At 71.3% G+C, this 26,315-nt stretch carries 24 protein-coding genes; 9 read left to right on the top strand and 15 right to left on the bottom strand.

Going from position 1 to position 26,315, the window contains the following annotated elements; all coding sequences use genetic code 11:
- Positions 1–267: 267 nt before the first annotated feature.
- Positions 268–480 (bottom strand): acyl-CoA carboxylase subunit epsilon, encoded by a 213-nt coding sequence (locus tag ACGFQC_RS35100; protein ID WP_363092947.1) that lies wholly within the window; start codon positions 478–480, stop codon positions 268–270.
- A 405-nt stretch (positions 481–885) separates the two neighbouring features.
- Here ACGFQC_RS35100 and ACGFQC_RS35095 point away from each other — a divergent pair, with 405 nt between their 5' ends.
- Positions 886–1,752: a ScbA/BarX family gamma-butyrolactone biosynthesis protein gene (locus tag ACGFQC_RS35095; RefSeq protein ID WP_393289091.1), complete on the top strand. Its 867-nt coding sequence runs from the start codon at positions 886–888 to the stop codon at positions 1,750–1,752.
- A gap of 183 nt (positions 1,753–1,935) precedes the next feature.
- On the opposite strand, the gene ACGFQC_RS35090 is transcribed toward ACGFQC_RS35095, so the two are convergent.
- Positions 1,936–2,838, bottom strand: coding sequence for an NAD(P)H-binding protein (locus ACGFQC_RS35090; RefSeq protein ID WP_363092949.1), 903 nt, complete (start codon positions 2,836–2,838; stop codon positions 1,936–1,938).
- Between the two features lie 169 nt (positions 2,839–3,007).
- On the opposite strand from ACGFQC_RS35090, the gene ACGFQC_RS35085 reads away from it, so the two are divergent.
- Positions 3,008–3,676, top strand: a complete 669-nt coding sequence (locus ACGFQC_RS35085; RefSeq protein ID WP_363092950.1) for a ScbR family autoregulator-binding transcription factor — start codon at positions 3,008–3,010, stop codon at positions 3,674–3,676.
- Here the strand turns inward: ACGFQC_RS35085 and ACGFQC_RS35080 are convergent.
- From ACGFQC_RS35080 to ACGFQC_RS35060, 5 genes are all read right to left on the bottom strand, one after another.
- Positions 3,669–5,210, bottom strand: a complete 1,542-nt coding sequence (locus ACGFQC_RS35080; protein ID WP_363092951.1) for an FAD-dependent monooxygenase — start codon at positions 5,208–5,210, stop codon at positions 3,669–3,671. The genes ACGFQC_RS35085 and ACGFQC_RS35080 overlap by 8 nt on opposite strands.
- A 414-nt stretch (positions 5,211–5,624) precedes the next feature.
- Positions 5,625–6,026 carry a DUF6009 family protein gene (locus tag ACGFQC_RS35075; RefSeq protein WP_363092952.1) on the bottom strand — a complete coding sequence of 134 codons (402 nt, stop codon included), beginning with the start codon at positions 6,024–6,026 and terminating at the stop codon, positions 5,625–5,627.
- Positions 6,023–7,558: a phage/plasmid primase, P4 family gene (locus tag ACGFQC_RS35070; RefSeq protein ID WP_363092953.1), complete on the bottom strand. Its 1,536-nt coding sequence runs from the start codon at positions 7,556–7,558 to the stop codon at positions 6,023–6,025. Before ACGFQC_RS35070 ends, ACGFQC_RS35075 begins: the two co-directional genes overlap by 4 nt.
- Positions 7,555–8,583: a bifunctional DNA primase/polymerase gene (locus ACGFQC_RS35065; protein WP_363092974.1), complete on the bottom strand. Its 1,029-nt coding sequence runs from the start codon at positions 8,581–8,583 to the stop codon at positions 7,555–7,557. Before ACGFQC_RS35065 ends, ACGFQC_RS35070 begins: the two co-directional genes overlap by 4 nt.
- An 858-nt stretch (positions 8,584–9,441) precedes the next feature.
- A complete protein-coding gene (locus ACGFQC_RS35060) occupies positions 9,442–9,588 on the bottom strand; it encodes a hypothetical protein (protein WP_363092954.1) in 147 nt (48 codons plus the stop codon).
- Between the two features lie 385 nt (positions 9,589–9,973).
- Between ACGFQC_RS35060 and ACGFQC_RS35055 the strand changes: the two genes are divergently transcribed.
- From ACGFQC_RS35055 to ACGFQC_RS35045, 3 genes are all read left to right on the top strand, one after another.
- A complete protein-coding gene (locus ACGFQC_RS35055) occupies positions 9,974–10,663 on the top strand; it encodes a hypothetical protein (RefSeq protein ID WP_363092955.1) in 690 nt (229 codons plus the stop codon).
- A 48-nt stretch (positions 10,664–10,711) separates the two neighbouring features.
- Positions 10,712–11,137 (top strand): hypothetical protein, encoded by a 426-nt coding sequence (locus tag ACGFQC_RS35050; protein WP_363092956.1) that lies wholly within the window; start codon positions 10,712–10,714, stop codon positions 11,135–11,137.
- A 266-nt stretch (positions 11,138–11,403) separates the two neighbouring features.
- The gene (locus ACGFQC_RS35045) at positions 11,404–11,562 is read left to right on the top strand and encodes a hypothetical protein (RefSeq protein WP_363092957.1); all 159 of its coding nucleotides are present in this window, start codon (positions 11,404–11,406) and stop codon (positions 11,560–11,562) included.
- On the opposite strand, the gene ACGFQC_RS35040 is transcribed toward ACGFQC_RS35045, so the two are convergent.
- From ACGFQC_RS35040 to ACGFQC_RS35025, 4 genes are all read right to left on the bottom strand, one after another.
- The gene (locus ACGFQC_RS35040; RefSeq protein ID WP_363092958.1) at positions 11,543–11,995 is read right to left on the bottom strand and encodes a DUF1801 domain-containing protein; all 453 of its coding nucleotides are present in this window, start codon (positions 11,993–11,995) and stop codon (positions 11,543–11,545) included. The two genes, ACGFQC_RS35045 and ACGFQC_RS35040, sit on opposite strands and share 20 nt — an antisense overlap.
- Before the next feature lie 205 nt (positions 11,996–12,200).
- Positions 12,201–13,397 carry a ParB/RepB/Spo0J family partition protein gene (locus ACGFQC_RS35035; protein WP_363092959.1) on the bottom strand — a complete coding sequence of 399 codons (1,197 nt, stop codon included), beginning with the start codon at positions 13,395–13,397 and terminating at the stop codon, positions 12,201–12,203.
- Positions 13,394–14,659, bottom strand: a complete 1,266-nt coding sequence (locus ACGFQC_RS35030) for a ParA family protein (RefSeq protein ID WP_363092960.1) — start codon at positions 14,657–14,659, stop codon at positions 13,394–13,396. The genes ACGFQC_RS35035 and ACGFQC_RS35030 overlap by 4 nt, the downstream gene beginning before the upstream one ends.
- Positions 14,660–14,853: 194 nt before the next feature.
- Entirely contained in the window at positions 14,854–15,435 is a 582-nt protein-coding gene (locus ACGFQC_RS35025; protein ID WP_363092961.1) for a sigma-70 family RNA polymerase sigma factor, read from the bottom strand.
- A gap of 623 nt (positions 15,436–16,058) precedes the next feature.
- Between ACGFQC_RS35025 and ACGFQC_RS35020 the strand changes: the two genes are divergently transcribed.
- Positions 16,059–16,898, top strand: coding sequence for an alpha/beta hydrolase (locus ACGFQC_RS35020; protein ID WP_363092962.1), 840 nt, complete (start codon positions 16,059–16,061; stop codon positions 16,896–16,898).
- 66 nt (positions 16,899–16,964) lie between these two features.
- On the top strand, positions 16,965–17,798 hold the full coding sequence (locus tag ACGFQC_RS35015) for an alpha/beta hydrolase (protein WP_363092963.1): 834 nt from the start codon (positions 16,965–16,967) through the stop codon (positions 17,796–17,798).
- Positions 17,799–18,006: 208 nt separating this feature from the next.
- Here the strand turns inward: ACGFQC_RS35015 and ACGFQC_RS35010 are convergent, their stop codons facing one another.
- On the bottom strand, positions 18,007–21,279 hold the full coding sequence (locus tag ACGFQC_RS35010) for a BTAD domain-containing putative transcriptional regulator (protein WP_363092964.1): 3,273 nt from the start codon (positions 21,277–21,279) through the stop codon (positions 18,007–18,009).
- A gap of 279 nt (positions 21,280–21,558) precedes the next feature.
- Positions 21,559–22,008 carry a DUF5707 domain-containing protein gene (locus ACGFQC_RS35005; RefSeq protein WP_363092965.1) on the bottom strand — a complete coding sequence of 150 codons (450 nt, stop codon included), beginning with the start codon at positions 22,006–22,008 and terminating at the stop codon, positions 21,559–21,561.
- A 571-nt stretch (positions 22,009–22,579) separates the two neighbouring features.
- Here ACGFQC_RS35005 and ACGFQC_RS35000 point away from each other — a divergent pair.
- Both ACGFQC_RS35000 and ACGFQC_RS34995 read left to right on the top strand, forming a co-directional pair.
- The gene (locus ACGFQC_RS35000) at positions 22,580–22,900 is read left to right on the top strand and encodes an SCO4225 family membrane protein (RefSeq protein ID WP_363092966.1); all 321 of its coding nucleotides are present in this window, start codon (positions 22,580–22,582) and stop codon (positions 22,898–22,900) included.
- Positions 22,901–22,981: 81 nt separating this feature from the next.
- Complete coding sequence (locus tag ACGFQC_RS34995) at positions 22,982–24,130, top strand: serine hydrolase domain-containing protein (RefSeq protein WP_363092967.1); 1,149 nt, start codon at positions 22,982–22,984, stop codon at positions 24,128–24,130.
- Between the two features lie 236 nt (positions 24,131–24,366).
- On the opposite strand, the gene ACGFQC_RS34990 is transcribed toward ACGFQC_RS34995, so the two are convergent.
- Positions 24,367–24,735 carry a YbjQ family protein gene (locus ACGFQC_RS34990; protein WP_363092968.1) on the bottom strand — a complete coding sequence of 123 codons (369 nt, stop codon included), beginning with the start codon at positions 24,733–24,735 and terminating at the stop codon, positions 24,367–24,369.
- 194 nt (positions 24,736–24,929) lie between these two features.
- On the bottom strand, positions 24,930–25,823 hold the full coding sequence (locus ACGFQC_RS34985; protein ID WP_363092969.1) for an SGNH/GDSL hydrolase family protein: 894 nt from the start codon (positions 25,821–25,823) through the stop codon (positions 24,930–24,932).
- Positions 25,824–26,315: the final 492 nt, after the last annotated feature.

The raw sequence follows: 26,315 nt of genomic DNA, 5'->3' as shown, positions 1-26,315 counted from the left end.
CCCGGGTCGCCCGCTCGCCCGGCCCGGCCAGCGCCTGCGCACGGATCCCGTGCAACTCGGCGACACGCCCGCGCGCGTCCGAAGGCTCGGCGGTCACCTGGAGAATGTCGTTGAGGACTGTCACTGTGCCTCCCTCCCTCATGAGCGCGGCCGGACTGTGCCCAGATTAACAAACCGCACATGCGGTTTACAGGGGGGTGTGGTGGCACGCGCGTGAATCAGCCCTGGAAAAAGCGCCTGCCGGTCCGCGGCCGGGCGCTCGTGGCCCTATCGCCAGCAGTACGGGGAGCGCCATTCCGTGCCGGCGCGTCCGGGACGGCGCCACGACGGGACGACGGGAAGCGGCTCCTGCCCGTGGGTCCCCGCCGTCCGCCCGGCCAGTACGGAGCACAGCACGACGGCCACCGCGGCGAGTTCGTCATCGTCGGCCCGCCCGCGCTCGACCCGCAGTGCAAGGGGTGTGACGTCCGCTTCGCCCATGTCCGCTCCTCTCGGTTCCGGCCACCGTCCGGCACCGCGCTACAGAGGCACTTCAATGCCGCTCGAGAAGTGCCGGAGCGGGCGGTCCGAACCGCCACCCGGGCTGTGAGCTGGAAAAACGCAGGAGAAGGGGCCCGCTGCGCGCGACCGTGGCACCGGCTGCGGGCCACGACGGCGAACGATCCCGTGCGGAGGCTCCGATTCCTCTAGAAACCAAACCGGTTGCCCTCTATTTTTTCCCACCACAGCCATCTCCGATCTCGTCCAGGGGGAGCGATGACCGCGAGCACGTTCCGGTTCGAAGGTCCGTCGATCGAGCAGACGACAGCACGAGCCGCTCAGTCGTCTTTTCGGACAGCCACACTGCTTTACGGGCACCTGACCACCACGGTCCCCAGGGAACTGGTGCACCGGGCAGCCGTCGCCGAGGTCATGCTCACCGGCTGGCAGCGCCTGGGGGACACCCACTTCGCGATGACCGCCCAGTGGCCCCGGGGCCACAGCTTCTTCACTCCCGTGAACGGAACCCACCACGACCCTCTGATCGCCGCCGAAACGATCCGCCAGGCCGGTGCCCTGCTCGCCCATGCCGAGTTCGGTGTTCCCTTCGGCCACCAGTTCCTGCTGGACGAGCTGGCCCTCACGGTGCGTCCCGAGGAGATGCGGGTCGGCGGGACGCCCGCCGCGCTGGACCTCGACGTCACCTGTTCGGAGATCAGGAAGCGAGGCCACCGGCTGACCGGCATGTGTTACGAGGCCAGGGTGCTGCGCGAGGGGCGGCTCGCCGCGTCGGGACGGATCTCCTTCAGCACCATCGCTCCGGCCGTGTACCGGCGGCTGCGTCCGCAGCGCGTCTTCGACGCCGGGCACCGTCCCCTCCCGCTGACGGCTCCGGTGGCCCCGGCCGCCGTGGGGCGCTTCTCCCCCACCGACGTGGTCCTCTCCCCCACCGCCGAGCCGGACCGCTGGCAACTGCGCGTGGACACCCGCCACCCCATCCTCTTCGACCACCAGGTCGACCACGTTCCGGGCATGGTGCTCCTCGAGGCCGCCCGTCAGGCGGCGACCGCGGTACTGGGCAGACCCTCGGTCCTGCCGCTCGGCCTCGACTGCGAATTCATGAAGTACGCGGAGCTGGACCTGCCCTGCCTGATCGACGCCCTGCGCCTGCCCAAGGCCGCACCCGACGACCCGGAGACGGTTCTCGTCACGGGCCACCAGGAGGGCCGGCCCGTGTTCACCTCGACCCTGCGGGCCGCCCCGTTCGACTGACCGCGCCGGGGAGGGGCGGGCCGGAGGCCTGCTCCTCCCCGCCACGGCCGGAGGGCACGCACGCGCCCTCCGGCCCACGCGGCTGCCCCCGCACCTGATGAGAACGGGGCGGGCTGCCGGAAGGCGCGGCGGCGCCCACCCGGGGACCGGGCGGGCGCCGCGCCCCGTACGCGGCCCCGGTCCTCACCCGGCGCCGGGGCCGCGTGGGGTGCCGTGCCGTGCCGCACCCGCCTGCCGCGGCACGGCGCCGAACGCCGCGAGGTGGTCCTCGGCCCAGGTCGCGAAGGACCGGGCCGGACGGCCGGTCAGGCGGAGGACGGTGTCCTCCACGCGCGCCTTGGCCCCCGCCCGCTGCCGTTCCGCCGCGGCCAGCAACGCCTCGACGACGGCCGCGGGATGACGCTTCGCCAGCAGGACGCGTGCCCGGTCCGGGGACAGCTCCTCGAAGCGCAGGGGGCTGCCGAGCAGCCGGCCGAGCTGCGCCGTCTGCTCGACCGCGCTGATCGGTTCGGGTCCGGTCAGGGTGTGGACCCGCCCTTCGTGCCCGTCCTCGGTCAGCGCGCACACGGCCGCGGCCGCGACGTCCCGCGGGTCGACGCACGCGTTGGCCGACGTGCCGTACAGGGCGCGCACCACCCGGTCGGAGGCGATGGAAGCCGCCCAGGACAGCGTGTTGGACATGAAGGCGCGCGGGCGCAGCACCGTCCACCGCATCCCGCAGCCCAGCAGCAGCTCCTCGTTGGCGCGCTGCCAGCGGGTGACGAGGTCGTGCGCGTCGCCGTCCGCGACGGCGGCTGCGGACACCTTGACCAGGTGCCGCACCCCCGCGGACCGCGCGGCGCGGAGGAAACGCGCGTCGTCGTCGCCGCCGACCCGGCTGGTGAGGAGGAACGCGCGGCTCACCCCCCGAAGAGCACGGTCCAGCGACCGCGGATCGCCGTAGTCTCCGGCCACGATCTCAGCCCCGTGGGCTTCCTTCCCCACGCGCGCGGGGTCCCTGGCCATGACCCGCACCGGAAGACCCGCGGGAAGCTCCCGCAGCACTTCCCGTCCCACGGTTCCGGTGGCGCCTGTCACGAGAATCACCGATGTCCTCCTCCGCTGGTAAGGCACCGGAGTGCGAAGCGCCGGCCACCTGACTCTTGAGGCGGCGCACACCACCGGTTGTAAGATACAAACTGGGCGGTTTTTTTGATGGAGTCGGCCCGAGGCTCCGCCGGCCGATGTGATCTCCGAGGAACGGGAGGACCGCCAAGTGGTGAAGCAGGACCGTGCGATCCGCACGCGCAGGACCATCCTCCAGGCAGCGGCGAAGGTCTTCGAGGAGTGCGGCTACCAGGCCGCGACCATCTCCGAGATCCTCAGCACCGCCGGTGTGACCAAAGGGGCTCTGTACTTCCACTTCGAGTCGAAGGAACAGCTGGCCCAGGGGGTGCTCAACGAGCAGGACCAGCGGTTCGTGATCCCCGAGCGCGACTACAAGCTGCAGGAACTGGCGGACATGGTGCTGCTGCACGCCTACCGCCTGCAGTACGACCCGATGGTGCGCGCGGGCGTACGCCTGAGCATGGACCAGTACGCGAAGGGACTGGACCGCAGCGGCCCCTTCGTGCGCTGGAGCTCCGTGTGCCGCGGGCTGCTGGAGAACGCACAGGACCAGGGCGAGCTGCTGCCCCACGTCGTGCCCTCCGTGACCGCCGACATCGTGGTGAGCACCTTCGCGGGCATGCAGTCCATGTCCCAGGCCCTCAGCGAGTACCAGGACCTGCGGCCCAGAACCTCCGCACTGCTGCATCATCTGTTCCCCAGCATCGCCGTGCCCTCCGTGCTCGCCGTGCTGGACCTGTCCGAGGCGCGAGGCGAGGCGATCTACGAGGAGATCGAGCGGCAGCTGGACCGGGAGCCGGCGGCCGCCGTCAGCTGAACGCTCCCGCGCCCGTCATGGCCGGCTGCCGCACGGGCGGGGCCGGCCGGCTGCCGAAGTACATCTCGAGCGCGTCCTCCAGAGGGCCTGCGCCCGGGGCCGCGGCCCAGGCGACGTAGCCGTCGGGCCGCACCAGCAGGGCGTCGCACACGACCTGGGGGACGGGTTCGGTACGCACCGTGCTCACGACCTGGGCCCAGTCACGGGCCCGCTCCAGGTGGCGGCCGCCCTGCTCGCCGAAGACGAGCAACAGGGGTCTGCCGGCCCGCAGCAGCCCGACCACGTCCGTCCGGCCCTCCCGCGTCTCCAGGGACATGTTCTGCAGAAACCTTCCTTCCCAGGAGGAGGGCCGCCCGGTACGCCGTGGGAGGACCACGTCCTGACCGCTGATCAGGTCGCTGAGGTGCCGGCTCCCCCGGTCCGCCGCGACCAGCCCGGCGAACAGGGTGTGCAGGGCGTCGGTCTCGGGTCCCGAGCGCATCAGGGCGAGCTGGGCCCGCGTGTTGTCGATGACGCCCCGGGCGGCCGGCCGACGCTCCGTGTCGTAGGTGTCGAGCAGGTCCTCGCGCGCGAGTCCCCGCACGACGAACGCCAGCTTCCACCCCAGGTTGAGGGCGTCCTGCACGCCCGTGCTCAGCCCCTGGGCACCGACCGGGAACTGCATGTGCGCCGCGTCCCCCGCCAGGAACACCCTCCCCCACCGGTAGGAACGGGCGAGCCGGGCGAAGTCGCTGAACCGGCTGAGCCACCGCGGCCGCCGGAAGGCGATCTCCTTCCCCGCGATCCGGGCGAGTTCGTCGCGCAGTTCCCGCGCGGTGGGCGGCAGATGGCGCTCGGGGTGGGGTCCGGAGCAGTCGAGGGTCTTGACGTGCGTGTCGCCGCCCGGCATGGCGCGTGCGACGATCCAGCCGCGCGGGGTGCGGTGCCAGCCCGGCGGCAGATCGTCCGCGTCCTGCAGCGTCACCAGCCCGGCCAGCCCGGAGGTCGTGGCCGGATAGGTCTGCGAGGGGACCCCCGCCAGCTCCCGGACCGTGCTGCGACCGCCGTCCGCCCCCACCAGGTACCGGGCGGCGCACTCGACGCGCCCCGAGGGCCCTTCCGCCAGGACCCGGACACCGTCCTGGTCCTGGCTCACCCCGGTCACGCGGTGCTCACGCATGACCCGTACGCCCGTGGTGCGCGCCCGCTGCTCGAACAGATGCTCGAGTTCGGCCTGGGGGCGCTTCAGGACGGGGCCGGGCTCCGAAGCCGGGGCGGTGATGGACAGGCCGGGTATGCCGGCGAAGCGGAACGGGGCCTCGGTCTCACCCGCCGCCGTGGCGGCCCTCGGGACGAGTTCGCCGAAGTACCCCCGCCTGGCGAGTCCCTGCAGCGCCCTGGCGTGCAGCACCGAGGCCTTGGGGCGCTCCGAGACGGACGCCTCCGCTTCCAGCAGGACGGTGCTGACCCCGTAATCCCCCAGTTCGGCCGCCAGCAGCATGCCGACGGGGCCTCCTCCCACGATCACGACCTGCGCACGCAGACGGCTGTTCACCGTAGGACCTCCCCTTGACCTCGATGTGCAGCGGCAGGGGTCCCGGGACACGGCCAGGACCCGTCGGATCCGTGACGAAAGCACACGCTGCACGCCCCTCCCCCCGTGACGTACGGAAGCCGACCCGTCGCCTGCGGTGAGCGGGGCGGCTGACGCCAAAGAAATATACCGAGTGGACGGTTCTTTTCAAGGCCCGCACAACGTCCGGGTGGAGAGACCTGTCGCCGCACGTCCCGGAGGCGCCCGTCCCTCCTGCTCACAGCGGTTCCCGGCAGCAACGCGCACCCCGGTGCGCTGCCGGTGTCACGGCCGAAGTGAAGGTTCCGTGACCACTCCCCCGGCCGGTTTCGCGCGGGTGACCGCCCCTGCCGGGGCGCCTCGGTCACCGACCGCCGGAGCGGGGCACGCGCTCAGTCAGAGCGACAGCCTCTTCCCGGGCTCCCCCACCGCCGACGACAGCGGACCGCCCTCCGACCGCTCCGTCTTGCGCCCCTTGCGCCCCGGAGACAGGGTGCGCGGGTCGACGGCCTCCGCGGGCGCGCCGGTGGCGTACAGGCCCTGGGGATCCGCGTCCCGGTCGTGCGGCAGCAGCCAGAAGACCCGGCGGCGGAAGGTGCCCGACGAACGGGACGGTTTGGCCTGCGGGCCGAGCAGCGCGTATCCGACCATGCGTCCGTCGCGGTGGTAGGCGGGCCTGCCGCGCCGGGTGGGCAGCCGGTCCAGGCTCTGACGGACGTAGTCGAGAGCGGCTGTGTCCTCCAGCCAGACCAGCTCGGCCTCGTGGAGGATCTCGTCCTCTCCGATGAGAGCGCTCATGCTGTCTCCTCGTCGGCCACCAGTCCGATACCCGGGTAGTACTTCCGCTGGTTGGACAGGATCATCTCCTTGGGCGAGGCCAGTCCCACGACCTCCCGGACCCTCGCCGCGAAGGCGCGGGACGAGACGGCCGGGGCCCCGTCATTCTGACACCAGGCCTTGTAAGCGGCGTACAGGTGAGCCTGTTCCGACCGCAAGGAGGGCTCGAGTCGGCACGACTCGCTCAGGAACCGGCCGGTGTGGTCCTCCGTCTCGGCATAGGCCGTCGTGGCGATCCTGACGCGCTCGGGGCCGGCGAGGTCGCGCTCCCCCGCCAGGTACCGGCGGGCGCCCGTGATGAGCCAGTTGAGGATGCCGGGCCCCTCCTCGGTGACGAGGACGTCCGCGAGGTTGTCGATCTTGCGGTCGTCGGACACCACGCGCTCGAACGGGATGAGCCGCATCCGGCGCCAGAACGCGAAGCCTCCCGTGCCGACCTCGGGCCGGTGGTTGCCCAGCAGCCACAGCTTGTGGGTCGGTGCGAAGCTGAAGAAGTCCTGACGCATCCGGCGGGCCTTGATGCGGTCCCCGCCGGTGAGCAGCTTCACGCGGGCCTCGTCGAACCGGTCACCGGGCTTGACCTCGCTGCACACGATGACGCGCCGGCCGTGCAGTTCCGCGAGGTCCGTGGGATGCCCCTCGTAGGGGCGGGCCATCAGGAAGCCCGGCGGCGCCGCGTCGGCGTAGTCGCCCAGCAGCTTCATCAGCACGTCCAGCAGCACCGACTTGCCGTTCTTGCCGGAGCCGAACAGGAACGGCATCACCTGGCCGCCCACGTCCCCGGTGATGGAGTAGCCGAGCAGCAGGTGCAGGAAGTCGATCATCTCCGCGCCCTCGGACCCGTCGCCGAAGGTGTCGGTGAGGAACCGGTGCCAGCGGGGCGTGGGTATCGGTTGCGGGGCCACGGTGGTGGACCGGGAGTGGAAGTCCCGGCCCGGATCGGGCGTGCGGATCGCCCCGGTCCGCAGGTCGACGACGCCCCCGGGAGTGCACAGCACGTACGGGTCGGCGTCCAGCAGCCCGGCGGCGAGGACCATGCCGGGCGCGGACCTGGCCTGGGTCAGCATCGCGTTCATGCCGCTGGTGCTCAGGGCCCGTCTGCGGTGCTGCTGCAGGGCCGCCGAGGTGAAGTGGCCGCGGGAGTCCGTCGTCGCCAGGGACTCGGCCAGGTCGCCGGCGGCCCACATCACGGTGTCGTCCTCGTCCATCAGCCAGCGGGTGCCGTCCCACCGGAACCAGCCGAGCCCGGGGACGTGCCGGTAGTCGCCGGCGTACAGCTTGACGAACAGCTTGGCGTTGCCCCGGTCGCTGAGGGTGTCCGGCAGCAGCCCGTCGGCGGTCACTTCGCCGTGCCCCGGCGTTTTCCGGCCCCGCGTACCGTCCTCCTGGCCGTTCGCACCGGTCGGCAGGGACCTCTGCTCGGGCTGGGCGCACAGGATCTGGGCCGCCACCGCCTGCGGATCGAAGAGGGTGTTGCCGTTGCCTGACGTCATGAGCGCCCCTCCGAGTGCAGCGGCCGCAGCGTGCCGGCGTTCAGGCCGCCGCGGATGATGGCTCCGTAGCGCCGCCGCTGCCCCGGACGGGCCAGCTCGGCCGTCTCACTCAGCAGACGTTCCGCCTCCGCGTCGTCCAGCCGCCCGGCGGCCACCAGGCCCCCGGCGGTGTACGAGGCCCGGTTCAGCTTCTCGGAGAAGCCGGCCCCCTCGGGGGTGGCGGCACAGGCGGCCACCTCGGCGAGCAACGCGGCCAGCAGGCGGGTGGCGCCGTCCCTGCCGCCCCCGGCGGCCTGGACGGCCTGTCGGGCCCGTGGTGGCACCGGCCTGGGCGGCGGGACGGACACGGGCGGCAGATGCCCGGTACGCGCGAGTTCGCGGGACAGCCAGTCCGGTAACAGGGCCGGCTCCCGTACGGCCCCCACAGGCCGGTACGTCCCGGCCCCGGTCACCGTGCCGGGGGCGACGATGTACCCGCCGTGCGCCCTTACGTCGACCTGCCAGGCCAGCGCGCGGGCGCCCGACCCGGTGGAACACTGCCAGCGGTGCCCCCGATGGGCCCGGTACCACACGTGCAGACCTCCTGAAGGGGTGCGGACCCGCAGAGTGGTGTCGTCGTCCGCCGGACTGACGGCGCCCCGCAGCGCGGCCAGGACGCCGATGGTGTGGAAGCCGTCGGCCAGTCCCGTCAGGTCGACGCCCGGGGAGATCTCGATGCCGGGCAGCAGCCGGTCCCGCTGCGGCAGCCGGTGTCCGTGGGCGTCGACGTCGAGGACGACCAGCCCGGCGGGCCCGCAGGCGATCCCGACGCCCAGGCCCGGGTGGGAGCCCCACCACTGCTCGATGCGGGCCGGGTCCAGGGTCGCGGCGTGGAAACCGTGACACCAGCGACCGGCCACGGCGCAGCCGCACCCCCGGTGAGTGTGTCCCGGTGTCCGGCAGCCGTCGCAGTTGCCCGCAGGGGTCTTGCGTCCCGGCGCGAGCGGATGAACGGGCCAGCCCCGGGCGGCGCACCATCGGGCGATGGCCAGCGACCGTCCCGCGGACGCCTGCCGTGGCACATGACTCGGACAGTCCCCCAGCTCAGAGGCCATCGCACCCCCCGTCAGCGACCCAAGCGACTGAGCAACGAGGACAGAGTAGCGAAGCGAACGAGCGGCCAACGGCCATAGTCCGGTGGTCCAGCGACCCAACTTTCACAGCCCAGCGACCCGCGCTTCCTCGGTCGCTTTTTCCGTCGAGGAAGAACCCGCAGATCACAGCGTCGGAAATCCCCGGACAGCGACTGAAGCGACTCAAGATCTCTATATATGACGCGCACGCGCACACGCACGCACGCGCGCCGATGTCCTCATATACCCGCCCCTTGAGTCGCTTCAGTCGCTGATCTCGCCAATTCAGGCCTCTGACCTGGTACTTCTTGTCAGCGACCGAGAGCGACCCATGTCCCGTCCGGCCGCTGGGCTTCAGTCGCTGCCCCGTCTGCTCGATCCGGTCCCGGTGAGCGGAGCGGCGGCGGGTTTTCCGCAAGACCGTCGACAGCGACTCAAGCGACCCTGCAGCGGATGTCCACCACGTGCGACGGATGCCGGCAACGAGAGCGGACTGCCGCAGCAGGGGATGCCGATCACCCGCTCTTGTACGGAATCGCCGTCGAGGACCTCGGCCTGACGTACTGCCAGAGCCACTCAGTGCACCGACGCGTTCCCTGTCCGGCACCCAGGACCATCGATGGGGAACAGGTCCGCCTCCGGCTGCGGCGCCGACGTTTCCCGAATAGGCGTGGCTGGGCTGAGTGGGTGGTGCAGGTACCTCCGTTCGCCGACGAGCAACTGCCCCGCCGCGGTGGTTGCCTTTCGGTGGTGCGGGTCAGTGATGGGCTGTCAGAAGGCTCGTGTCCAGGGGTCGGTGCTGCTGTCGCTGGTGCTGTCGTAGGTGCTGTCGTAGGTGCGGCCGGTCACCGGTGCGGCCTCTTTAATAAGAGGCCGCACCGCTCGCACGCCTCTGACCTGCGGGTTTGTGGAGGTCATGTTGTCCTGGGGGACACATTTCGCGCTCTGAAATGTGAATCTGGCGGCAACATTTGGTGGGAAAACTCAAGCTGAGGTTGATTTTTTCCGATGGCTGCGACCGCTTACAACACCGCAGGTCAGAGCCTTGACGCGAACACCCCAATCGGGCGATCGAGCCCCTGAGCGACCGCTTAGTCGTGTCGCTATTGGGGCACGTTTTATCAACCTGGGCTTGATTTTCGGCATGGGGAGGCCCTCGAACTCAAGCTGTGCTTAACTTCCGGGCCACCCCGCGCCGGGCATGTCGTACGAAGCCACGGCCCGGCGTGCCGTCCGCCCAAAAGACAACTCCTACTTGATTTTCAGCTAGTGTCTGGACCGCCTGAGTATCAAGGGAGGTCCTGTGACAGCCGATCCACCAGCACGACGACGGCCCCGAGCCGTCCCTGACGCCGCATCGGGCGACGAGGGCTTCGACGACCTCCTTCAGGTCCTCGGAGAGCAACTCGGGGAAGCCACCCAGAACACCGATCCCCGCAGCCGCCGCAAACTCAAGAACGTCACCTTCGAGTACGAGCCCGACCACACGGCCGTCCACGACATGGCCGGAGACGCCGGCTACAGCCTGGCCTCGAACTGGTTCACCCAACTCCTGGCCCAGCTCGCCGTCGCCAACTCCATCACCAAGTCCCAGCTGTGCGTGTTCCTCTACGTCGCCGGCGGACAGCAACGCGGCACCGGCGTCGCCCAGTACACCCAGCAGGAGATCACCGACGGGCTCAACCGGATGGCCGACCAGAAGGGCGGCAAGCGGATCACCCGTTCCACGGTCAACCGTGCCATCAAGGCCCTGGTCGGCTACAAGTGGATCGAGCAGTTGGGCAACGGAGCCATCCAGCTCAACGTCCGCCTGTGGTTCCACGGCAACAGCAGCGCCCAGCACGCGGTTCTCGAGAAGCTCGCCGCCCAGCACGACCGCGACCCCGAGGCCTTCCCCCGCCGCATCGGCCCCGACGCCCATCAGGAGGAGCTGGACCTCGACCTCGGCGCGCAGCGACACCCGGACTACGAAGCGGGAAGGCGGACAGGGTGATACACAACCACCAACCGCTCCGCCCACTGGCACGCAGAAGGGATACCGATGGCTGAGGTCATGTCACCGGTCGTGTCCGAACGCATCTGGGCCCTGCCCGTGTCCGGAGCGACGGTGAAGTTCTTGCAGTACCTGCTCTACCGCAGCGACTTCGGGGGCCACCTTCCGGTACGGCAGAAGGACATGGCCACCGAATACCGCGTCACCCCGCAGGCCGTCAGCAACCTCATCGCGCCCCTGTGCGAGCTGAACATCGTGCTGCGCCCGAAGAACGAGGACGGCAGCCGCGGCAAGGGCAACTCGTACCGCCTCCACCCCCTGGCGGCCAAGTACGCCAGCCCGCAGGACATGGAAGCGGCCTTCCGCTCGGCGATCGCCAGGATCAAGGCCGGGGACCTCCCGAACCTGAAACTGCCCGCCTACGCGGCCGTGCCCCCGGTGGCAGAGGGACGCCCAAACCTCCAGGTCGCCTGACCACGGACAAAACCGGGGCCCCGCCGGAAAACCGGCGGGGCCCCGATGCCTGAGTGGAGGTGTACCGCCACTATACCCAGCTGTCCCCGGCTCACCGCGCAAAGGTTCCACCATCCGGGCCGGCCCGCCGTCGGTCTGGCGAACGGCCCCCTTCCGCGCGCTGGTTCCGGCGCTGCCGTTTCCAGGACCGGGCGATCTCGCCCTGCCGGGAGAGAAAACGTCCGGCGCCAGGCTTCACCGGCCACCCGACGCTGGGCCCTGTCACCGTGGACCGCGACGTCCTGACCGACGGCGGCTACCAACTCAAGACCGTCATCATGACCGCCGTGCCCGGCAGCGAGGACGACACCAAGCTCCAGCTCACCGCCGTCGCCGGCCCACCTGCCACCACATGCGACACGCGCCCTAGCCGACTGCCCGCTTGACCAGCGCCGCGATCTGCTCCTCCACCTCGGCCGTCACTTCGGTCAGGGCGAAACCGGTCGCCCACATGGAGCCCTCGTCCAGTTTCGCCTGGTCGTTGAACCCGAGCGTCGCGTACCGCGCCTTGAACTTCGCCGCGCTCTGGAAGAAGCAGACGACCTTGCCGTCCAGTGCGTAGGCGGGCATGCCGTACCAGAGCTTCGGCGTGAGCTGGGGCGCGCCGGCGGTGACGACGGCGTGGACCCGCTCGGCCATGACCCGGTCCGTGTCCTGCATCTCGGCGATCTTGGCGAGTACGTCCTGCTCCGCCAGCGCAGCCTTGTCCGCCCGCGAGCCGCGCCGCGCCGCCGCTTTCTGCTCCTGGGCGTGCTCCTTCATCGCGGCCCGTTCCTCGGCCGAGAACCCCTCGTACTTGTCGCTCTTGGTGTTGCTCATGCTCTCTCCCGTAGCCCTTGGGTCACGAAGACCGACCCGGTGCGCTCGGCCGAGCCCGGTCCCTGCGGCCAGTACAACATCCACCGAGCCCCAAGCCCTTGAGTCACGCTGGAGAACCACTGGAGCCTCACACCTGGCCGTACGCCGAACGGTCCCGTTTCCCTGTCGTAGGAGCAGGGTCGGGACCGTTGGCAGCAGCGGGATTTCAGTCGACTCGCGTTGTGGTCTGCTCCACAAGAGTTCGTACCAGTTCCCCCATCCGGGCGGGATCGCGCTTGATGCCGTTGGCGCTCAGGAACCGAAGCAGAGCGAAGTAGGTGTCGTTACTGGTGATCTTGCTGTCCAGGAGCATTGCCAGTTCGCCAGGCCTGTCGTACGGCACCTTCCTGAGCCGCTGCTCCTCACCGGCAGCTTTCGTCCGAGCGCCGTCCGGTTCAGGGGAGTCGGCACGTGGTTCGGGAATTGATTCCGTCGCAGACACTCCCTCGGTCGCGGTCGCCGACGGGGCGTGGGAGGCGCCGGTGATTACGCCGTAATCACCGAGGCCTGCCGTCCCTGTCGTCTCCTCGGCCGGAGTGCCCTGCCCGTCGCCGGTGATTACGCCGTAATCACCGGCGAGCTGAGGCCTCGTCGTCTCGACGGGGTTGCCCGCCGTCCGTCGACTCGGGGCGGCGCCGGCACGGGTCTTCTGTTCTTCCTTGGCCGCCCGCTTCGCCTTGAGCTCCTCGAGGGCGGCCGCCTGCTCGCCAGCAGGCTTGTTCCCCACCGCCCGAAGCAGGTCGATGGGTTCTTCCTTGATTCGGGCCTGGAGTTCGGGGGTGAGACCGAGGAGGGCGAGGCGCTGGGACACCCATCCCTGTGAGCGGTGGAGGCGTCTGGCCAGTTCCCTCTGGCTCCCGTGGATGGCCAGGAGCCGTTGGAGGGCCCGGGCTTCGTCGAGTTCTTCGAGATCCTGGCGGTGGATGTTGGCTACGAGGGCGGACTCGAGCAGTTCCTCTGCGGTGGATCCCTGGTCGTCGCTGACCATGACCTTGATGCTGGCGATTCCGGCTTCGCGCGCGGCGGCGAGACGGCTGCTGCCGTCGACGACGACGTGGGTGGTGTCCGGCTCGAGGTCGGCTTCCTGGCTGGGGTTGGCCTGGAGGTAGGCGTCCCGGTTCATCACCGTGATCGCCACCTTCTGCCCGTGCGATTTCAGGCTGCCGGCGAGGTCGGTCAGGTCACCGAGTGAGGAGCGCGGGTTGTCGGGGTTGAGGCTGACGCGGTCGACAGGAAGCTCGACAGGAGGGGCTACGCCTTCGGTGGGGACTCCGGTCGCTGCGGCGACGGCCTGCCGGCGGGCGCTGACTGTTCGCACTCCCCCGCCGAATCGGCCTGCTCCCAGCTGATCGGCCTTGCTCACAGGACCTCCCTGGCCAGGGCGCGCATGCCGACTGCCTGCTGTGACTTGGGGGCGTAGGACAGCAGCGGTTTCTTCACGCGGACGGCTTCCTTCTGTTCCTTGAGGTCTCCGATGAGTCCCACGACTCGCGGATCCTTTATGTCCACCCAACCCTGAAGGGAGGAGGTGGCGATATAACCGCGGCGGGAGTCGTACAGGTTGACGACGATGCCGAGGTAGTCGATGTCGACCTGGAGGTCGCCGCGCAGGTCGTCGACCTGTGTGGTGAGCAGTTCGTAGGCGTCGGCGGAGCTGTCTTCTGCCTGGACGACGATGAGTGCGCCGGACTGGCCGGGCTTTTCGCCATCGCGGCGGCGGCCGTAATAGGCGGCGGCGTCCATGCTGAGGCCGAGGCTGGGCGGGCAGTCGACGATGATTACGTCGTAATCAGCCTCGAGGGGGACAAGGGCCCGCTCGAGCGCGGCTTCGCGGGCGCGTACGGCTGAGAGTCGTACATCGAGCAGGAAGGCGTCGTTGCAGGCCGGCAGGAGGTGCAGGCGGCCGGCGAAGGTGTCTTCGTCGACGGAGACAATGAGGTCGCGCAGATCACCCTTGGGATCGCCGGCCATGTGGTTGGTGAGGCTGTCACCATTCATCGGCAGCGGAGCGGCGCCGAGCTGATTGGTGAGGTGGCACTGCGGGTCGAAGTCGACGAGCAGGACGCGCAGTCCGGGGCCGGGGAGGTTCTCGATGTCGAGTGGATCGTCGTCCACCTCCGCGGTGTCCGAGTGCGACTCGCTCGCGCGCAGGGCTTTGGTGAGGGCCTTCGCCACACGGGCGGGGTGCAGCTTGTTGGAGTCTTCTGCCAGTGCTTCGCCCAGGCCGGCGGTGATGGCGGTTTTGCCGACGCCGCCCTTTTGGTTGCAGACGACGATGCGGCGGGTGATCGAGGGCCTCTCGATGTCCGGTGCCGGGTTGGTGTCGAGCCATAGCTGCACGGACTGTGCGAGGCCCTGGATGAGGGAGACGCGCCGGTCGGCGGCGATCTGTCGGAAGTCTTCCCACTGGCCCGGGGGCAGGAAGGTGGAGAAGGAGTCGGCACCGGCGGTGTCGACGGTCGCGGGGGTGGAGGCCAGGGTGCACCAGGCGCTGATGCCCTGTTCGACGGCGGCCTGGATCTCGATGCCGTGTTGAGCGGCTCTGATTTTCAGGTTCTGCCGGAGCCATCCCGGCAGTTTGGAGACGACCTTCTCGCGGTCGCTGGAGGTGGCTGGCGAACTCATGGGGGACACCATACTAACGTCCATGATCAATCACAGCATCAACACGTTAGTTAAACCATGTTGATGTCGAAGCGTGAACCCCCATGGCTGATTACGCCGTAATCAGCGCTCCGGGCAGCCGCTCTCCCATCCCGGCTCCGACAGCCCGGTTGTCCTTGTCGAAGTCGGTCGCCCCTGACGCGTCCGCGCTCCGGTCACCCGCCGGCCACGCCCCGCTGCTCCAGCGCCTTGCGCAGGGCCCGCACGGCGTAGAAGGCGCGGCTCTTGACGGTGCCGGGCGGGATGCCGAGGTGCCCGGCCGCCTGGGCCACGCTGCACTCCAGGTAGTACATGAGCTGGATGACGGTCCGCTGCTGCTCGTTCAGCTCCCGCAGCGCCTCCCGCACCACATGGGAGGTCAGGGCGGAGTCGGTGCCGTCGCAGGAGGCGTCCAGGTCCTCCACGGGCACCAGCTCCAACGGCCGGATCTGCCGGGCCCGGTGGTGGTCGATGACCAGGTTCCTGGTCACGGTGAACAACCACGGCCGCAGGTGTTCGCCGCGGGTGCCGAGGAACCCGGCGTGCTTCCAGGCACGGGCCGCCGTCTCCTGGAAGACGTCCTCCGCCTTGTGCCAGTCACCCTCCAGCAGCCGCGCGGCGTACCGGATCAGCAAGGGTCCGTACTGCTCGTAGATGTCTCGGAGGAAGGCGTCGCAGTCGGCGTCCGACGCGACGTGCCGGTCATGTGTCCCGGCTGGAGCGAGGGGGGCGACCTCCGCCTCCAAGGTCCCGTTCATGGGTGGCGCTCAATCCTGTTCAGGTGTTCTGTGGTCCGTGCTCCCGCAGGGGCGGGAGCACGGACCAACCCTGTGCGGATCGCCTTGGCCAAACCTTGTCGTCTTCTTGTCGCGCCGGCCGCACACGTCACACCGCCGTCGCGCCCGGCACCTCGCCGCCGAACGCAGGCGTCCGCCGAACGCGGAGGAGGGGAGCGAGGGCATCCGGCGGTGCCGGCCCGTGATACGACCGGGGTGAACCCTCGGCCGCCCCGGAGACCGGCACGGAGACCGGCACGGACTGCGAACGCGCCGAGGGCCCGCACGGTTCACCGAGGATCACTTTGGAAAACTTCCGCGAGCCGTGAACCGATCGCCGTCCGGCGCCGTTCCTCGCGGTGAGTGCTCCGCTTCGTACACGGGGCACATCGGCGCGGCCGGTCCGAACCACCCTGACGACCGGACGCGAAACCCGTGCCGCCGCCCCCCGACGCCAGCCCCACCACGCGGCCCGCCTCCGGACGCCAGGCCACTCGAGGCCCCCGGACCGTCCGCGACGACATCACACGCCGCTCCGCCCGGTGGCGCCTCGCCCGTTGCGTCAGCCCCACCGCGACAGCACCACCATCCGAAGGACGTTCACCATGCACTTCACCTCCCTGCCCCGTCCGAGCCGCCGGCTCGCCCTGTTCGGTGTCACCGCGGCCGCGGTCCTGTCCGCCACGGCCGTCACCCTTCCCGGCGCGGCCGGTGCCGCCCCCCGCCACCAGGAGCGGCCGACGATCGTGCTGGAGCACGGGGCGTTCGCCGACGCCTCGAGCTGGGACGGGGTCGTGAGGCGCCTGCAGCGCGCCGGCTACCCGGTGGTGGCCGCGGCCAACCCGCTGCGCGGCCCGGCCACCGACGCCGCCTACCTGCGCAGCGTCGTGGACGACATCGACGGGCCGGTGGTCCTGGTGGGCCACTCCTACGGCGGCACCGTCATCAGCCAGGCCGCCGCCGGCCTGGAGGACAAGGTCAAGGCGCTGGTCTACATCGCGGCGTTCCTCCTCGACGCGGGGGAGAGTTCGCTGGGGCTGACGAACAAGTTCCCCGGCAGCACCCTGGGGCAGGCGGTCGAGTCGGTGAACTACACGCTGCCCGACGGCAGTCGGGGAGCCGACGTCTACATCAAGCAGGACACGTTCCGCCGGCAGTTCGCCGCGGACGTCCCGGCGGACCAGGCCCGGCTGATGGCCGCCGGGCAGCGTCCCATCGCCGCCGCCGCGCTGGAGGAGAAGTCCACCCAGGCAGCCTGGAAGACGATTCCCTCCTGGTCGCTGGTCACCACCGAGGACCTCAACATCCCCGTGGCCGCCCAGCGCTTCATGTCGCAGCGGGCGCACGCCCGCACCACCACGGTCGACGCCTCCCACGCGGTGTCCGTCTCCCGCCCCGAGGCCGTCACCCGCATCGTCGAGCAGGCGGCCCGCACGGTCCGCTGACCGGCATCACCCCCGATCCGCACCCACCTCCCGCACCACCTCCCGTCAGGAAAGGCAGCAACCGCCATGGCGTTCATCACCGTCGGCCAGGAGAACTCCACCCCCGTCGAGCTGTACTACGAGGACCACGGCAGCGGGCAGCCGGTCGTGCTCATCCACGGCTACCCGCTGGACGGCCACTCCTGGGAGAAGCAGGCCGCCGCCCTGCTGCGGGCCGGCTACCGCGTCATCACCTACGACCGGCGCGGTTTCGGCCGCTCCAGCCGGCCCACCACCGGCTACGACTACGACACCTTCGCCGCCGACCTGCACACCGTCCTGGAGACCCTCGACCTGCACGACGCGGTCCTGGTCGGCTTCTCCATGGGCACCGGCGAAGTCGGCCGCTACCTGGGCACCCACGGCTCCGCCCGCATCGCCAAGGCCGCCTTCCTGGCCTCCCTGGAACCCTTCCTCCTCAAGACCGACGACAACCCCGAGGGCGTCGACGGCACCGTCTTCGAGGGCATCGAGCAGGCCGTCACCGCCGACCGCTACGCCTACTTCACCGCGTTCTACGAGGACTTCTACAACCTGGACGAGAACCTCGGCACCCGCATCAGCGAGGAGGCCGTCCGCAACAGCTTCAACGTCGCCGCCGGCGCCTCCTGGTACGCCTCCCTGGCCTGCGTGGCGACCTGGACCACCGACTTCCGCGCCGACCTTCCCAAGATCGACGTACCCACGCTGATCCTGCACGGCACCGCCGACCGCATCCTGCCGATCGAGGCCACCGCCGAGCCGTTCCGCCGGGCGCTTCCGCAGGCCGAGTACGTCGTCGTCGAGGGCGCCCCGCACGGTCTGCTGTGGACCCACGCCCAGGAGGTCACCGACGCCCTGCTCGCCTTCCTGGCCAAGTGACCGGCGGCCGGCCGGCCGCTTCCCGCCGGTGACGGACGCCGCGGGCCCGGCGGTGGCCGTCGCCCGCACCTGTGCGACGGGTGCGTGGCCGGCCGCCGAACGGGCCCGCCGGTGCTGCCCGGCACGCGCACCGGGGCTGAGGAACAAGACGGAAGACGGTCACCGGCGGACACGCCCGGCCGGCGACCCGGCGCAGCCCGAGGACGCGCTAACCCCGCATCGAGGGACGGAGCTCGCCCGCAGGATCACCACTGGCCGGCGTCGGGAGCCGATGGCTGCCGACGGCCCTCTCCGGCCCGGCGGGCGCGGGGTCCGCTTCGGTGTCCAGGGCGGCGAGCCGGTCCCGGACCTGCTGGGCGCTGGGGGACAGTGCCCGCTGTTCGGCGTCGGCGAGCGCGCGGACCCAGTAGGCCCGGGCGGCCTCCCGGTCACCCATGGCCAGGCGGGTGTCGCCCAGTCGCATCAGCACGCCGACGGCGTTCCTGTGGTCCCCCAGCTTTTCGAACGCCTCCAGCGCCCGCCGGTAGGTGGCCACCGACTCCTCGTACCGGCCGAGCTGACGGAGGGCGTAGCCCAGGACATCCCAGCTCTGAGCCTGCTGCCACGGGGCGTCCAGGCCCTCGAACATGGCGAGGGCCTCCTCGCTGTACACGAGGCTCTTCTCCAGCTGCCCCAGGTTGGAGTGGAACCAGGCGAGCTCGTTGAGGCACTCGGCCGTCCACAGCTCGTCCCCTGCTGCCCGGGACAGCGCGAGTCCCCGCTCGGAGGACGCCACGGCCTCCGGGATCCGGCCGAACAGGTACAGCGCACACGCCGTGCCGTAGTGGGCGCGGGCCTGTTCGGTGACCGCGTCGAGTTCTTCGAGGATCGTGGTGGCGTGTCGCAGCTGGCGCAGGGCCTCTTCCTGGTGGCCGAGGTAGCCGTTGATGCTGCCGATGTGGCGCAGGCAGCGACCTTCCTCGAGGCGGTCGCCCCGGCGTCGGGCCACGTCCAGGGCGGGGGTCAACGCGGTGATGGCCTCCGGCCAGTACTCCTGGCGGTTCAGGTATTCCTGCAGCGACCAGGCCAGTCCGCTGATGTGACGGTCCAGCTCCTGGCTGACGGCGGTGTGCAGCAGGCCGGCCAGGACCCGGTGTTCGGCGGTGAACCACCGGTTCGCCTCTTCCACGCCGGCGAAGGTCTCCGGGACGACGCCCGCGCCGGGGGAGCCGAGGTCGAGTTCGGGCGATGAGGCCTGCTTGAGCAGCAGGTTGGCTTCGTGGGCCGTGAACAGGTAGTGGTCCAGCACCCGGCAGGTGGCCGCGTGGCGCTCGCCGGCGTCGTCGTGGGTGTGAGTGAGTTCGCCGGCGTAGACGCGCAGCAGGTCGTGGAGGGTGAACCGGCCGGGCCGGGGCTGTTCGACGAGGCAGGCGCGGGTCAGCTGGTCGAGCAGCCGGCGTGTCCGGGACAGGGGGAGCCCGGCGAGGCCGGCGGCGGCCGGAGCGGTGATGTGGGGTCCGGGGTGGAGGGCGAGGAGGCGGAAGAGGCGGGCGGTGGGCTCGTCCAGGGACCGGTAGGACCAGGAGAACACCGCCCGCACGTCGGTGGCGCTGTCGAAGCCGGTGAACGCGTCCAGGCCGCCGTGGGCATCACGCAGGTCGTCGGCGATGGCGTGCAGGGAGAAGGCGGGGTCGAGTTCGGCACGGGCGGCGACCACGGCGAGTGCCAGGGGCAGTCGCCCGCACAGGCGGACGATGTCGGCCGCGGCGGCGGGCTCGGCGGCCAGGCGCTGCGCCCCCAGTCGTCGTTCGAGTGTCTGGTGGGCCTCGGTCCGGGAGGGCAGGGGGAGGGCGAGGGGCTTGGCCCCGTCGGTCGCGATCAGGCCGGCGAGCCGGTTGCGGCTGGTGATCAGGGTGAGGCAGCCGGTTCCCGCGGGCAGCAGGGGGCGCACCTGTTGTTCGTCGCGGGCATTGTCCAGGACGAGCAGGACGCGCCGGTCGGCCAGGAGGCTGCGGAACAGGGTGCCGCGGTCGGCGGTGTCCTCGGGGATGCGCTGGGCGGGAACGCCGAGAGCGGTGAGGAAGCCGTGCAGGGCGTCGCCGGGTTCCACGGCGGGCGCGTGCGGATGGAACCCGCACAGATTGACGAAGAGCTGTCCGTCGGGAAAGAAGGACGCGATCTGGTGGGCGTGGTGGACGGCGAAGGTGGTCTTGCCGACACCGGGGGCGCCGCCGATGACGACGACGGGCGCACCGGCCGGTCCCGGCCGTCCGGGCGCACCGCTCACGGCGGACAGCCATGCGCTCTCGGTCGTCCGCCCGGCGAACACCGGCAGATCACCCGGCAGTTGCATCGGGCGCACCACCCGTGGCAGCCTGCTTGCACCCCCGCCCCCGGCCGGGTCACCGCCCGCACCGGACGCGTCCGCCGAAGCGGCGGACGCCCCGGCACCCGCACCGGGCGGCGCCGCGTCGGCGACCGGCGCGCAAGACACGCCACCGTGGGCCGCGGCGACAGACCGCGCGCCCGGCGGGGCGGTTTCGTCCCGTCCTTCCCGTGCCCCGGATCCTGCCGAACGGCCCGGAACACGGCTGCCTGCCGTGTCTGCCGCGCCGGTCGTGTCCGCTGCGCCTGCCGAACCGGCCGTGCCGGTCGTGTCTGCCGTACCGGCCGTCGGGCCCGCCGCCTTCGCCGTGCCCGGCAAGGACAGCGGCGGCAGGTCGTGGCGCAGGATGCCGTCGTGCAGGGCGCGCAGCGGCGGGCTGGGATCGAGGCCGAGTTCGTCGGCGAGATGCCGGCGCAGATCCGCGTAGCGCCGCAGCGCCTCGGGGTGCCGGCCGGCCAGGTACAGGGCGCGCAGCAGCAGGGACCAGCCGGTCTCCCGCAGCGGGTGCTGCGCCGTCAGCTCCTGTGCCGCCGCCAGGGCTTGCGGTATCCGTCCGCTCAGCAGCAGGGCGGTGGCACGGATCTCCCGGGTGGTCTGCCGCAGTTCCTCAAGGCGTGCGGCCTCGGGAGCGGCGAACAGGTGGTGCGCGGCGTCGGCGAGCGCGGCACCGCGCCACATCTCCAGGGCCCGGCCGGCCTCCCGCACCCCCTCCGCGGGCCGCCCCTGGTCCAGCAGCCGGTGCGCCAGGGCAACGGCCCGCTCGAAACGCACGGTGTCCCGGCACTCGGACGGGACGCGCAGGGCGTAGCCGCCGGGCCTGGTGACCAGCACCTCGAACGTCCCCCGCCCGCGCAGGTGCTGGGGCTCCAGGACCGCGCGGACCTTGCTGACGTGGGCGTGCAGGGAGGCCGTCGCCCCACCCGGTGTCCGCCCCGGCTGCTGCGGCCACAGCTCCTCGCACAGCGTCTCGGGAGCGACCGTACGGCCGTCGGCGAGCAGCAGCCGGATCACCAGCAGCCGCTGCTTGCGCCGCCCCGGATCCAGCACCGCGCCCGCCCGCCGCACCACCAGCGGACCCAGCAACTCGAAGTCGAACTCATGTCTCACAAACGTCACCGCTTTCCCCACATCCCGCACAACTGTCCCACCACCCGCACCCGCACGGCTCGCCGGCACGTGCACGACCCGCTCCGGCCGCGGACCGCCGGTCTGCCCGGGCGGTCGTCCCGCGGGCGGGGGCGACGAACACCGGACACCGTCCCGCCCGGACATCCGCGCGCCCCCTCGGCCGGCCCGGGACGAGTCCGCCCGGGCCGGCCCGCTCCCTGTCCGCGGCATGGCCCCGGCCGGGCACCCGTCGGCGAGGCGGCCGCCGCGCCGCACGTCGGCGCCGGGTCAGCGCCCGACGTCGAACGTGGCGGCGCGGGGGAGGAACACCGTGCCCCCGTCCTCGGCCACCGCCAGCGCCGAGACGTACCAGGCGCCCCGCTCCAGCTCGGCCGCCTCCTGCTGCGTCACCTTCAGCGTGTAGGTGCAGCGCGAGGTGTCGTCCGAGGTGCTGCGGCACGTGGCGTCGTCCACGTGCCGCAGCTCCGCCTCGGTCGGGTCGAGCTTCGAACTCGCGGGCCACGCCAGGACCTTGAGGCCCCGCACGCCCGAGTCGTCCCGCACGTCGGCGGTGAAGGTGAGCGAGCCGGCGCTGCCGCCGGACGGCGCGACGTAGCGGGCCGAGCCGCCTTCCAGGGCCGGCTCCGTGGCGGTCGAGGCCATGGCGAGACCACCGGCGGCCACCGCGCCGAGGACGGCGACACCGATGAGCGACGAGACGACAACGCGCTTGGACATGACAGATCCCCCTGGACTGCTGTGGGAGCAGGCGTGGCCGGCCTGCGGGACGGAGCGGGAGGCGAAGCACGGCACCGAGCGCCAGAACCGCCGGTGGAGCCGGTGGCCGGCCGCTTTCCCGATGTGTTCGAGACTACGGCCGGGGCACGGCGCGGTCCTCGGACGGCCGGATGATTGCCGGGTCTAACCAGAGGTGGAGAACGCCCGCGGGCGTCCACCGGCCGGGCCCCGCCGCCGGTGCACCCCAGGTAAGAGACCGGAATCCGCCTCCAGCCGGAGCCGGGCCGCACACCTGCGGCCATAGCCTTGTCCCGGCAGCGGGGCGAACAGGCGGCCGGACCGTCCCGGTCCCGGCCCCGTCGTGCCGATCTGCGCAAGCGCGCCACCGCGTGAGGAGGGAACAGCGACGGCCCTCGCGCAGACGACCTGGGGGCCCGGCCGCCCGAAACCACCCGGCACCCGCCCTCCCCGCCCCGCGCCACGCCCTCCCCGCCCCGACCACTGCGCCTACTACGACCACTGCGCTCACCACGACCATTGCGCCTACTACGACCCAGGAGACCTCCCCGCCGTGACCGATTCCCGCCGATCCCTGACCCGCCGGCTGCGCCGCACCTTCGGCAACGCCTTCGCCCTGGCCTATCTCGCGCTCTGCGCCGCCCTGTTCGTGTGGGCGATTCTGGTGAGCGTCACAGACGACTCGGGGGAGTCCATGGCGATCATCTTCCCGCTGCTCGCCACCGCTCCGACCAGTTTCGCGCTGTTCCTCCTGCCGGGAGGCCTGGCGATGGTCACCGTCGTCGTCGTCCTCGGGGCGCTGGTCAACGCCGCGGTCATCGGCTGGTGCGCCCGCGTACTGCGGCGCGGCGGCCGTGTGGACCCGGTGTCCTGAGCCTCTGCGGACCGGCATGAACCAAGGCGCCCCTCACCCCGTTGAGTGATCGAGCGAACGTGGTCCACAGGAGAGGAAGTCATGGTCACCGTCGAAGGAACCAGTACCGCCCGGTTCGAACCGGTCCGAGCGGCACTGGCAGCGCACCTCGCGTCCGGCGAGGAACTGGGAGCGTCGATCGCCATCGACGTCGACGGCGTCATGGAGGTCGACCTGTGGGGCGGGCACGCCGACGAGGCACGCACCGTCGCGTGGCACCGGGACACCGTGGTCGGCCTGTGGTCGACCACCAAGACTCTCAGCAGCCTGGCGGCCCTCGTCCTCGTCGAGCGCGGAGCGCTGGACCTTGACCGCCCGGTCGCCCACTACTGGCCCGAATTCGCCGCCCGGGGCAAGCAGGACATCGAGGTACGGCACGTCCTGGCGCACACCTCGGGGCTCTCCGGCTGGCAGCAGCCCTTCACCATGGACGACCTGTACGACTGGCCGACGGCGAGCGCCCGGCTGGCCGACCAGGCGCCCTGGTGGGAGCCGGGGAGCGCCTCGGGCTACCACATGCAGACCCAGGGACAGCTCGTGGGCGAACTCGTCCGGCGGGTCAGCGGCCGCACCCTGACCGAGTTCGTCGACACCGAGATCGCGGGGCCGCTGGAGGCCGACGTCCAGATCGGTGCGCGGGAAGCCGACTGGCCGCGTATCGCCCCGCTGGTGTCACCGTCGTCGCCCTCCGCACCGCCGGCCGGCCTCGACCCCGAGGCGGTCTTCACCAAGACGCTGCTCGGAAGCCCCGCCCGCGACGAACACGTCGACACCCCGCGGTGGCGCCGCGCCGAACTCGCAGCCGTCAACGGACACGGCAACGCACGGGGCATGGCCCGCGCCCTCTCCGTGATCTCCCGACGCGGCGAGGCGAACGGCCTGCGCCTGCTGTCCCCCGGCACGGTCGACAAGATCTTCGACGTACAGGCCGACGGGGTCGACCTGTTCCTGGGCGTCCCCGTGCGCTGGGGCATCGGCTACGCGCTCGCCGACCCCAGGACGATGCCGCACATGCCCACCGGAACGGTCTGCTTCTGGGTCGGCTGGGGCGGCTCGATCGTCATGATGGACCTCGACCGGCGCATCACGTTCGCGTACACGATGAACCGCCTCGGCGAGGGGATCCTCGGCTCGCAGCGCACGCACGACTACCTCAGGCACGTCTACGAAGCCCTCGGCGCCGCCACCTGAGACCCGCCTGCCCGCCGCCTTGTTCATGCCGGGTGGCGGGCAGGCGGAACCCGTGCGGGCGCCGCCGCCGCAGGGGATGAACCACCCTTGTGCGGCACGCACTTGTCCAGACGACGCGCCGCACCCGATGCCCGAGTGCGGCGCACGGTCGGCTGCCGGGGCCGGCCGACGGGATAGGACCTCCCGTTCGGATCATGCCGGGCTCGCGGGGTCCGGCATGATCCGAACGAAAGACCCTAGGAGACGGGAGCGATGATCACGGCCGTTCCGTAGGCGCAGACCTCGGTGCCGACGTCCTGGGCCGTGGTGACGTCGAAGCGCATGGCGAGCACGGCGTTCGCGCCGCGGACACCTGCCGCCTCGACGAGACGCTCCATCGCCTCGTTCCGGGTCTGCACCAGTGTCTTGGTCAGCCCCTTGAGCTCACCGCCGATCACCGACTTCAGCCCGGCGCCCAGCTGGGAGCCGAGATTGCGCGAACGCACCGTGAGGCCGAACACCTCTCCGATCACCTGCTTCACCTCGTACCCCGGCACGTCGTTGGTCGTCACGACCAGGACATCCGAACCCTGCACCGCGCCGCCGGTGTAGTCATCGATGGGCATGGGAGCCGCCTCACATGTAGGAAGGAATGAAAAAGGATCAGGCACCTGCCACAACGGCGTCGGCGTGGCGCGGGTTCATCCGGTGCCGCAGATTCTTCGGCCGGTGGAGCAGCACCGGTTCTCCCGCGCGGGGGGCGGCCCCGCTCCGCCGGGCCGCCGTGACCGTGCGGCCCGGCGGAGCGGGAGAGCGGTGACTACTTGCCGAGCCGGCCGTACACCTCGAAGGCCGTCATCAGGTGTCCGGCGGCGTTGGGATGGGCGGAGCCGGGCGTCTGCGGCAGCAGCGGATCGATCCACCGCCTGGACGAGGACTGGCACATGTCCCTGCCGCGGAACACGGAGGACGTGCCGACGAACTCGGCCTGCTTGAGGTAAGCCGCCGTCTCCAGCAGGAGGTTCAGCCGGTTCGTGGCCTGGTTGAGCCAGGTCATGTCACCCTTGGCCAGCGGGACGGAGGAATCGCAGGCGCTCCCGTCGGCGGGGAACAGGTTCGGATACCCGACCACGACGACACGCGCCCGGGGGCTGCGCCGCTTGATGTCGGTGAGCATGTCGGGGATGCGTGTGCTCAGTTTCGCGAAGTCCGCGTCCAGGTCCTTGCCGCCGGCGGCCAGCCGGTCGCGGCAGGGAGTGCCCTCCTTGGTGGTCAGCCCGGCCAGCACGCACGTGGTGAGCACGTCGGAGAAACCGAGGTCGTTGCCGCCGAGCGTGACGGTCACCAGGTCGGTGTCCTCGGTGAGGGCATCGACCTGCGGCGCGGCCGGCCCCTGCTTGTTCCACAGCGAGCGCGTGGTGGCGCCGCTGCAGGTGACGTCCTTGAAAACGGCCGGCTTGTACGTCTCGGCGATCCACGACGGGTAGCTGCCCGCGGAACGCCCGCACTGCGCGTCCGTCTGTCCGGGCAGACCCGTGCCGGCGGCGTAGGAGTCACCGAGGGCGACGTAACGGCCGACGGCCGCCTGCCCGGAGGCACCGGCCGCCCCGGCCGGACCGGTTCCGCCCACCAGCAACGAGGCCGTGGCCGCGGTGAGGGCGGCCGTCGTCACCGTCCTGGTGCGCAGCAGAGAGAACTGACGGGAATGAGGCATCGGTTTCCCCAGGGATGGAAGGAAGAAGAGGACAGGCCGTCGGCCCGCCGGTCGGCGCGCGACACGAGGGCCCACCTGTCGTCGTCTCAACGGCACCGGCACCCACCCGGTTCACCACGCGCACCACGTCCCGTCCCGCGCGCACAGCTTCCCGCTCTCGCGCGGGGACAGCGACGGACCGTGTGCCCGCCGGCCCGCACCCTCCCGCCCGCACCCTCCCGCCCGCCCGCACCCGCCCTCCCGCCCGCCCCCGGCGGGCCGCACCCGCCAGCCCGCACCCGGCGGGCCGCGGCCACACCGACGGCGAACAGCCGTCCCGGCCCGGGCGGCGGCCGCCCTCCTTCCCGGCGGCCCCCGCTGCCCGCTGGACGAATCCCACCGGTCCCCACCGTGACGCATCCGCCGGCGGATGACGCCGTGTCAACGGCGCCGGTGCCGCCCCGACCACGGCCTTCAGCGGAGACGGGGAAACCGGCCGGGAGCCGGGCCGGG

The sequence above is a fragment of the Streptomyces sp. NPDC048734 genome (assembly GCF_043198675.1).
Lineage (GTDB): Bacteria > Actinomycetota > Actinomycetes > Streptomycetales > Streptomycetaceae > Streptomyces.
This window is presented reverse-complemented; position numbering and strand designations above follow the sequence as displayed.

Coding starts and splice junctions, on each gene's coding strand:
- ACGFQC_RS35100 (WP_363092947.1), bottom strand. CDS start 480: ATGGGCGAAGCGGACGTCACACCCCTTGCACTGCGGGTCGAGCGCGGG.
- ACGFQC_RS35075 (WP_363092952.1), bottom strand. CDS start 6,026: ATGAGCGCTCTCATCGGAGAGGACGAGATCCTCCACGAGGCCGAGCTG.
- ACGFQC_RS35070 (WP_363092953.1), bottom strand. CDS start 7,558: ATGACGTCAGGCAACGGCAACACCCTCTTCGATCCGCAGGCGGTGGCG.
- ACGFQC_RS35060 (WP_363092954.1), bottom strand. CDS start 9,588: ATGACCTCCACAAACCCGCAGGTCAGAGGCGTGCGAGCGGTGCGGCCT.
- ACGFQC_RS35050 (WP_363092956.1), top strand. CDS start 10,712: ATGGCTGAGGTCATGTCACCGGTCGTGTCCGAACGCATCTGGGCCCTG.
- ACGFQC_RS35040 (WP_363092958.1), bottom strand. CDS start 11,995: ATGAGCAACACCAAGAGCGACAAGTACGAGGGGTTCTCGGCCGAGGAA.
- ACGFQC_RS35030 (WP_363092960.1), bottom strand. CDS start 14,659: ATGAGTTCGCCAGCCACCTCCAGCGACCGCGAGAAGGTCGTCTCCAAA.
- ACGFQC_RS35025 (WP_363092961.1), bottom strand. CDS start 15,435: ATGAACGGGACCTTGGAGGCGGAGGTCGCCCCCCTCGCTCCAGCCGGG.
- ACGFQC_RS35020 (WP_363092962.1), top strand. CDS start 16,059: ATGCACTTCACCTCCCTGCCCCGTCCGAGCCGCCGGCTCGCCCTGTTC.
- ACGFQC_RS35015 (WP_363092963.1), top strand. CDS start 16,965: ATGGCGTTCATCACCGTCGGCCAGGAGAACTCCACCCCCGTCGAGCTG.
- ACGFQC_RS35005 (WP_363092965.1), bottom strand. CDS start 22,008: ATGTCCAAGCGCGTTGTCGTCTCGTCGCTCATCGGTGTCGCCGTCCTC.
- ACGFQC_RS34995 (WP_363092967.1), top strand. CDS start 22,982: ATGGTCACCGTCGAAGGAACCAGTACCGCCCGGTTCGAACCGGTCCGA.
- ACGFQC_RS34990 (WP_363092968.1), bottom strand. CDS start 24,735: ATGCCCATCGATGACTACACCGGCGGCGCGGTGCAGGGTTCGGATGTC.
- ACGFQC_RS34985 (WP_363092969.1), bottom strand. CDS start 25,823: ATGCCTCATTCCCGTCAGTTCTCTCTGCTGCGCACCAGGACGGTGACG.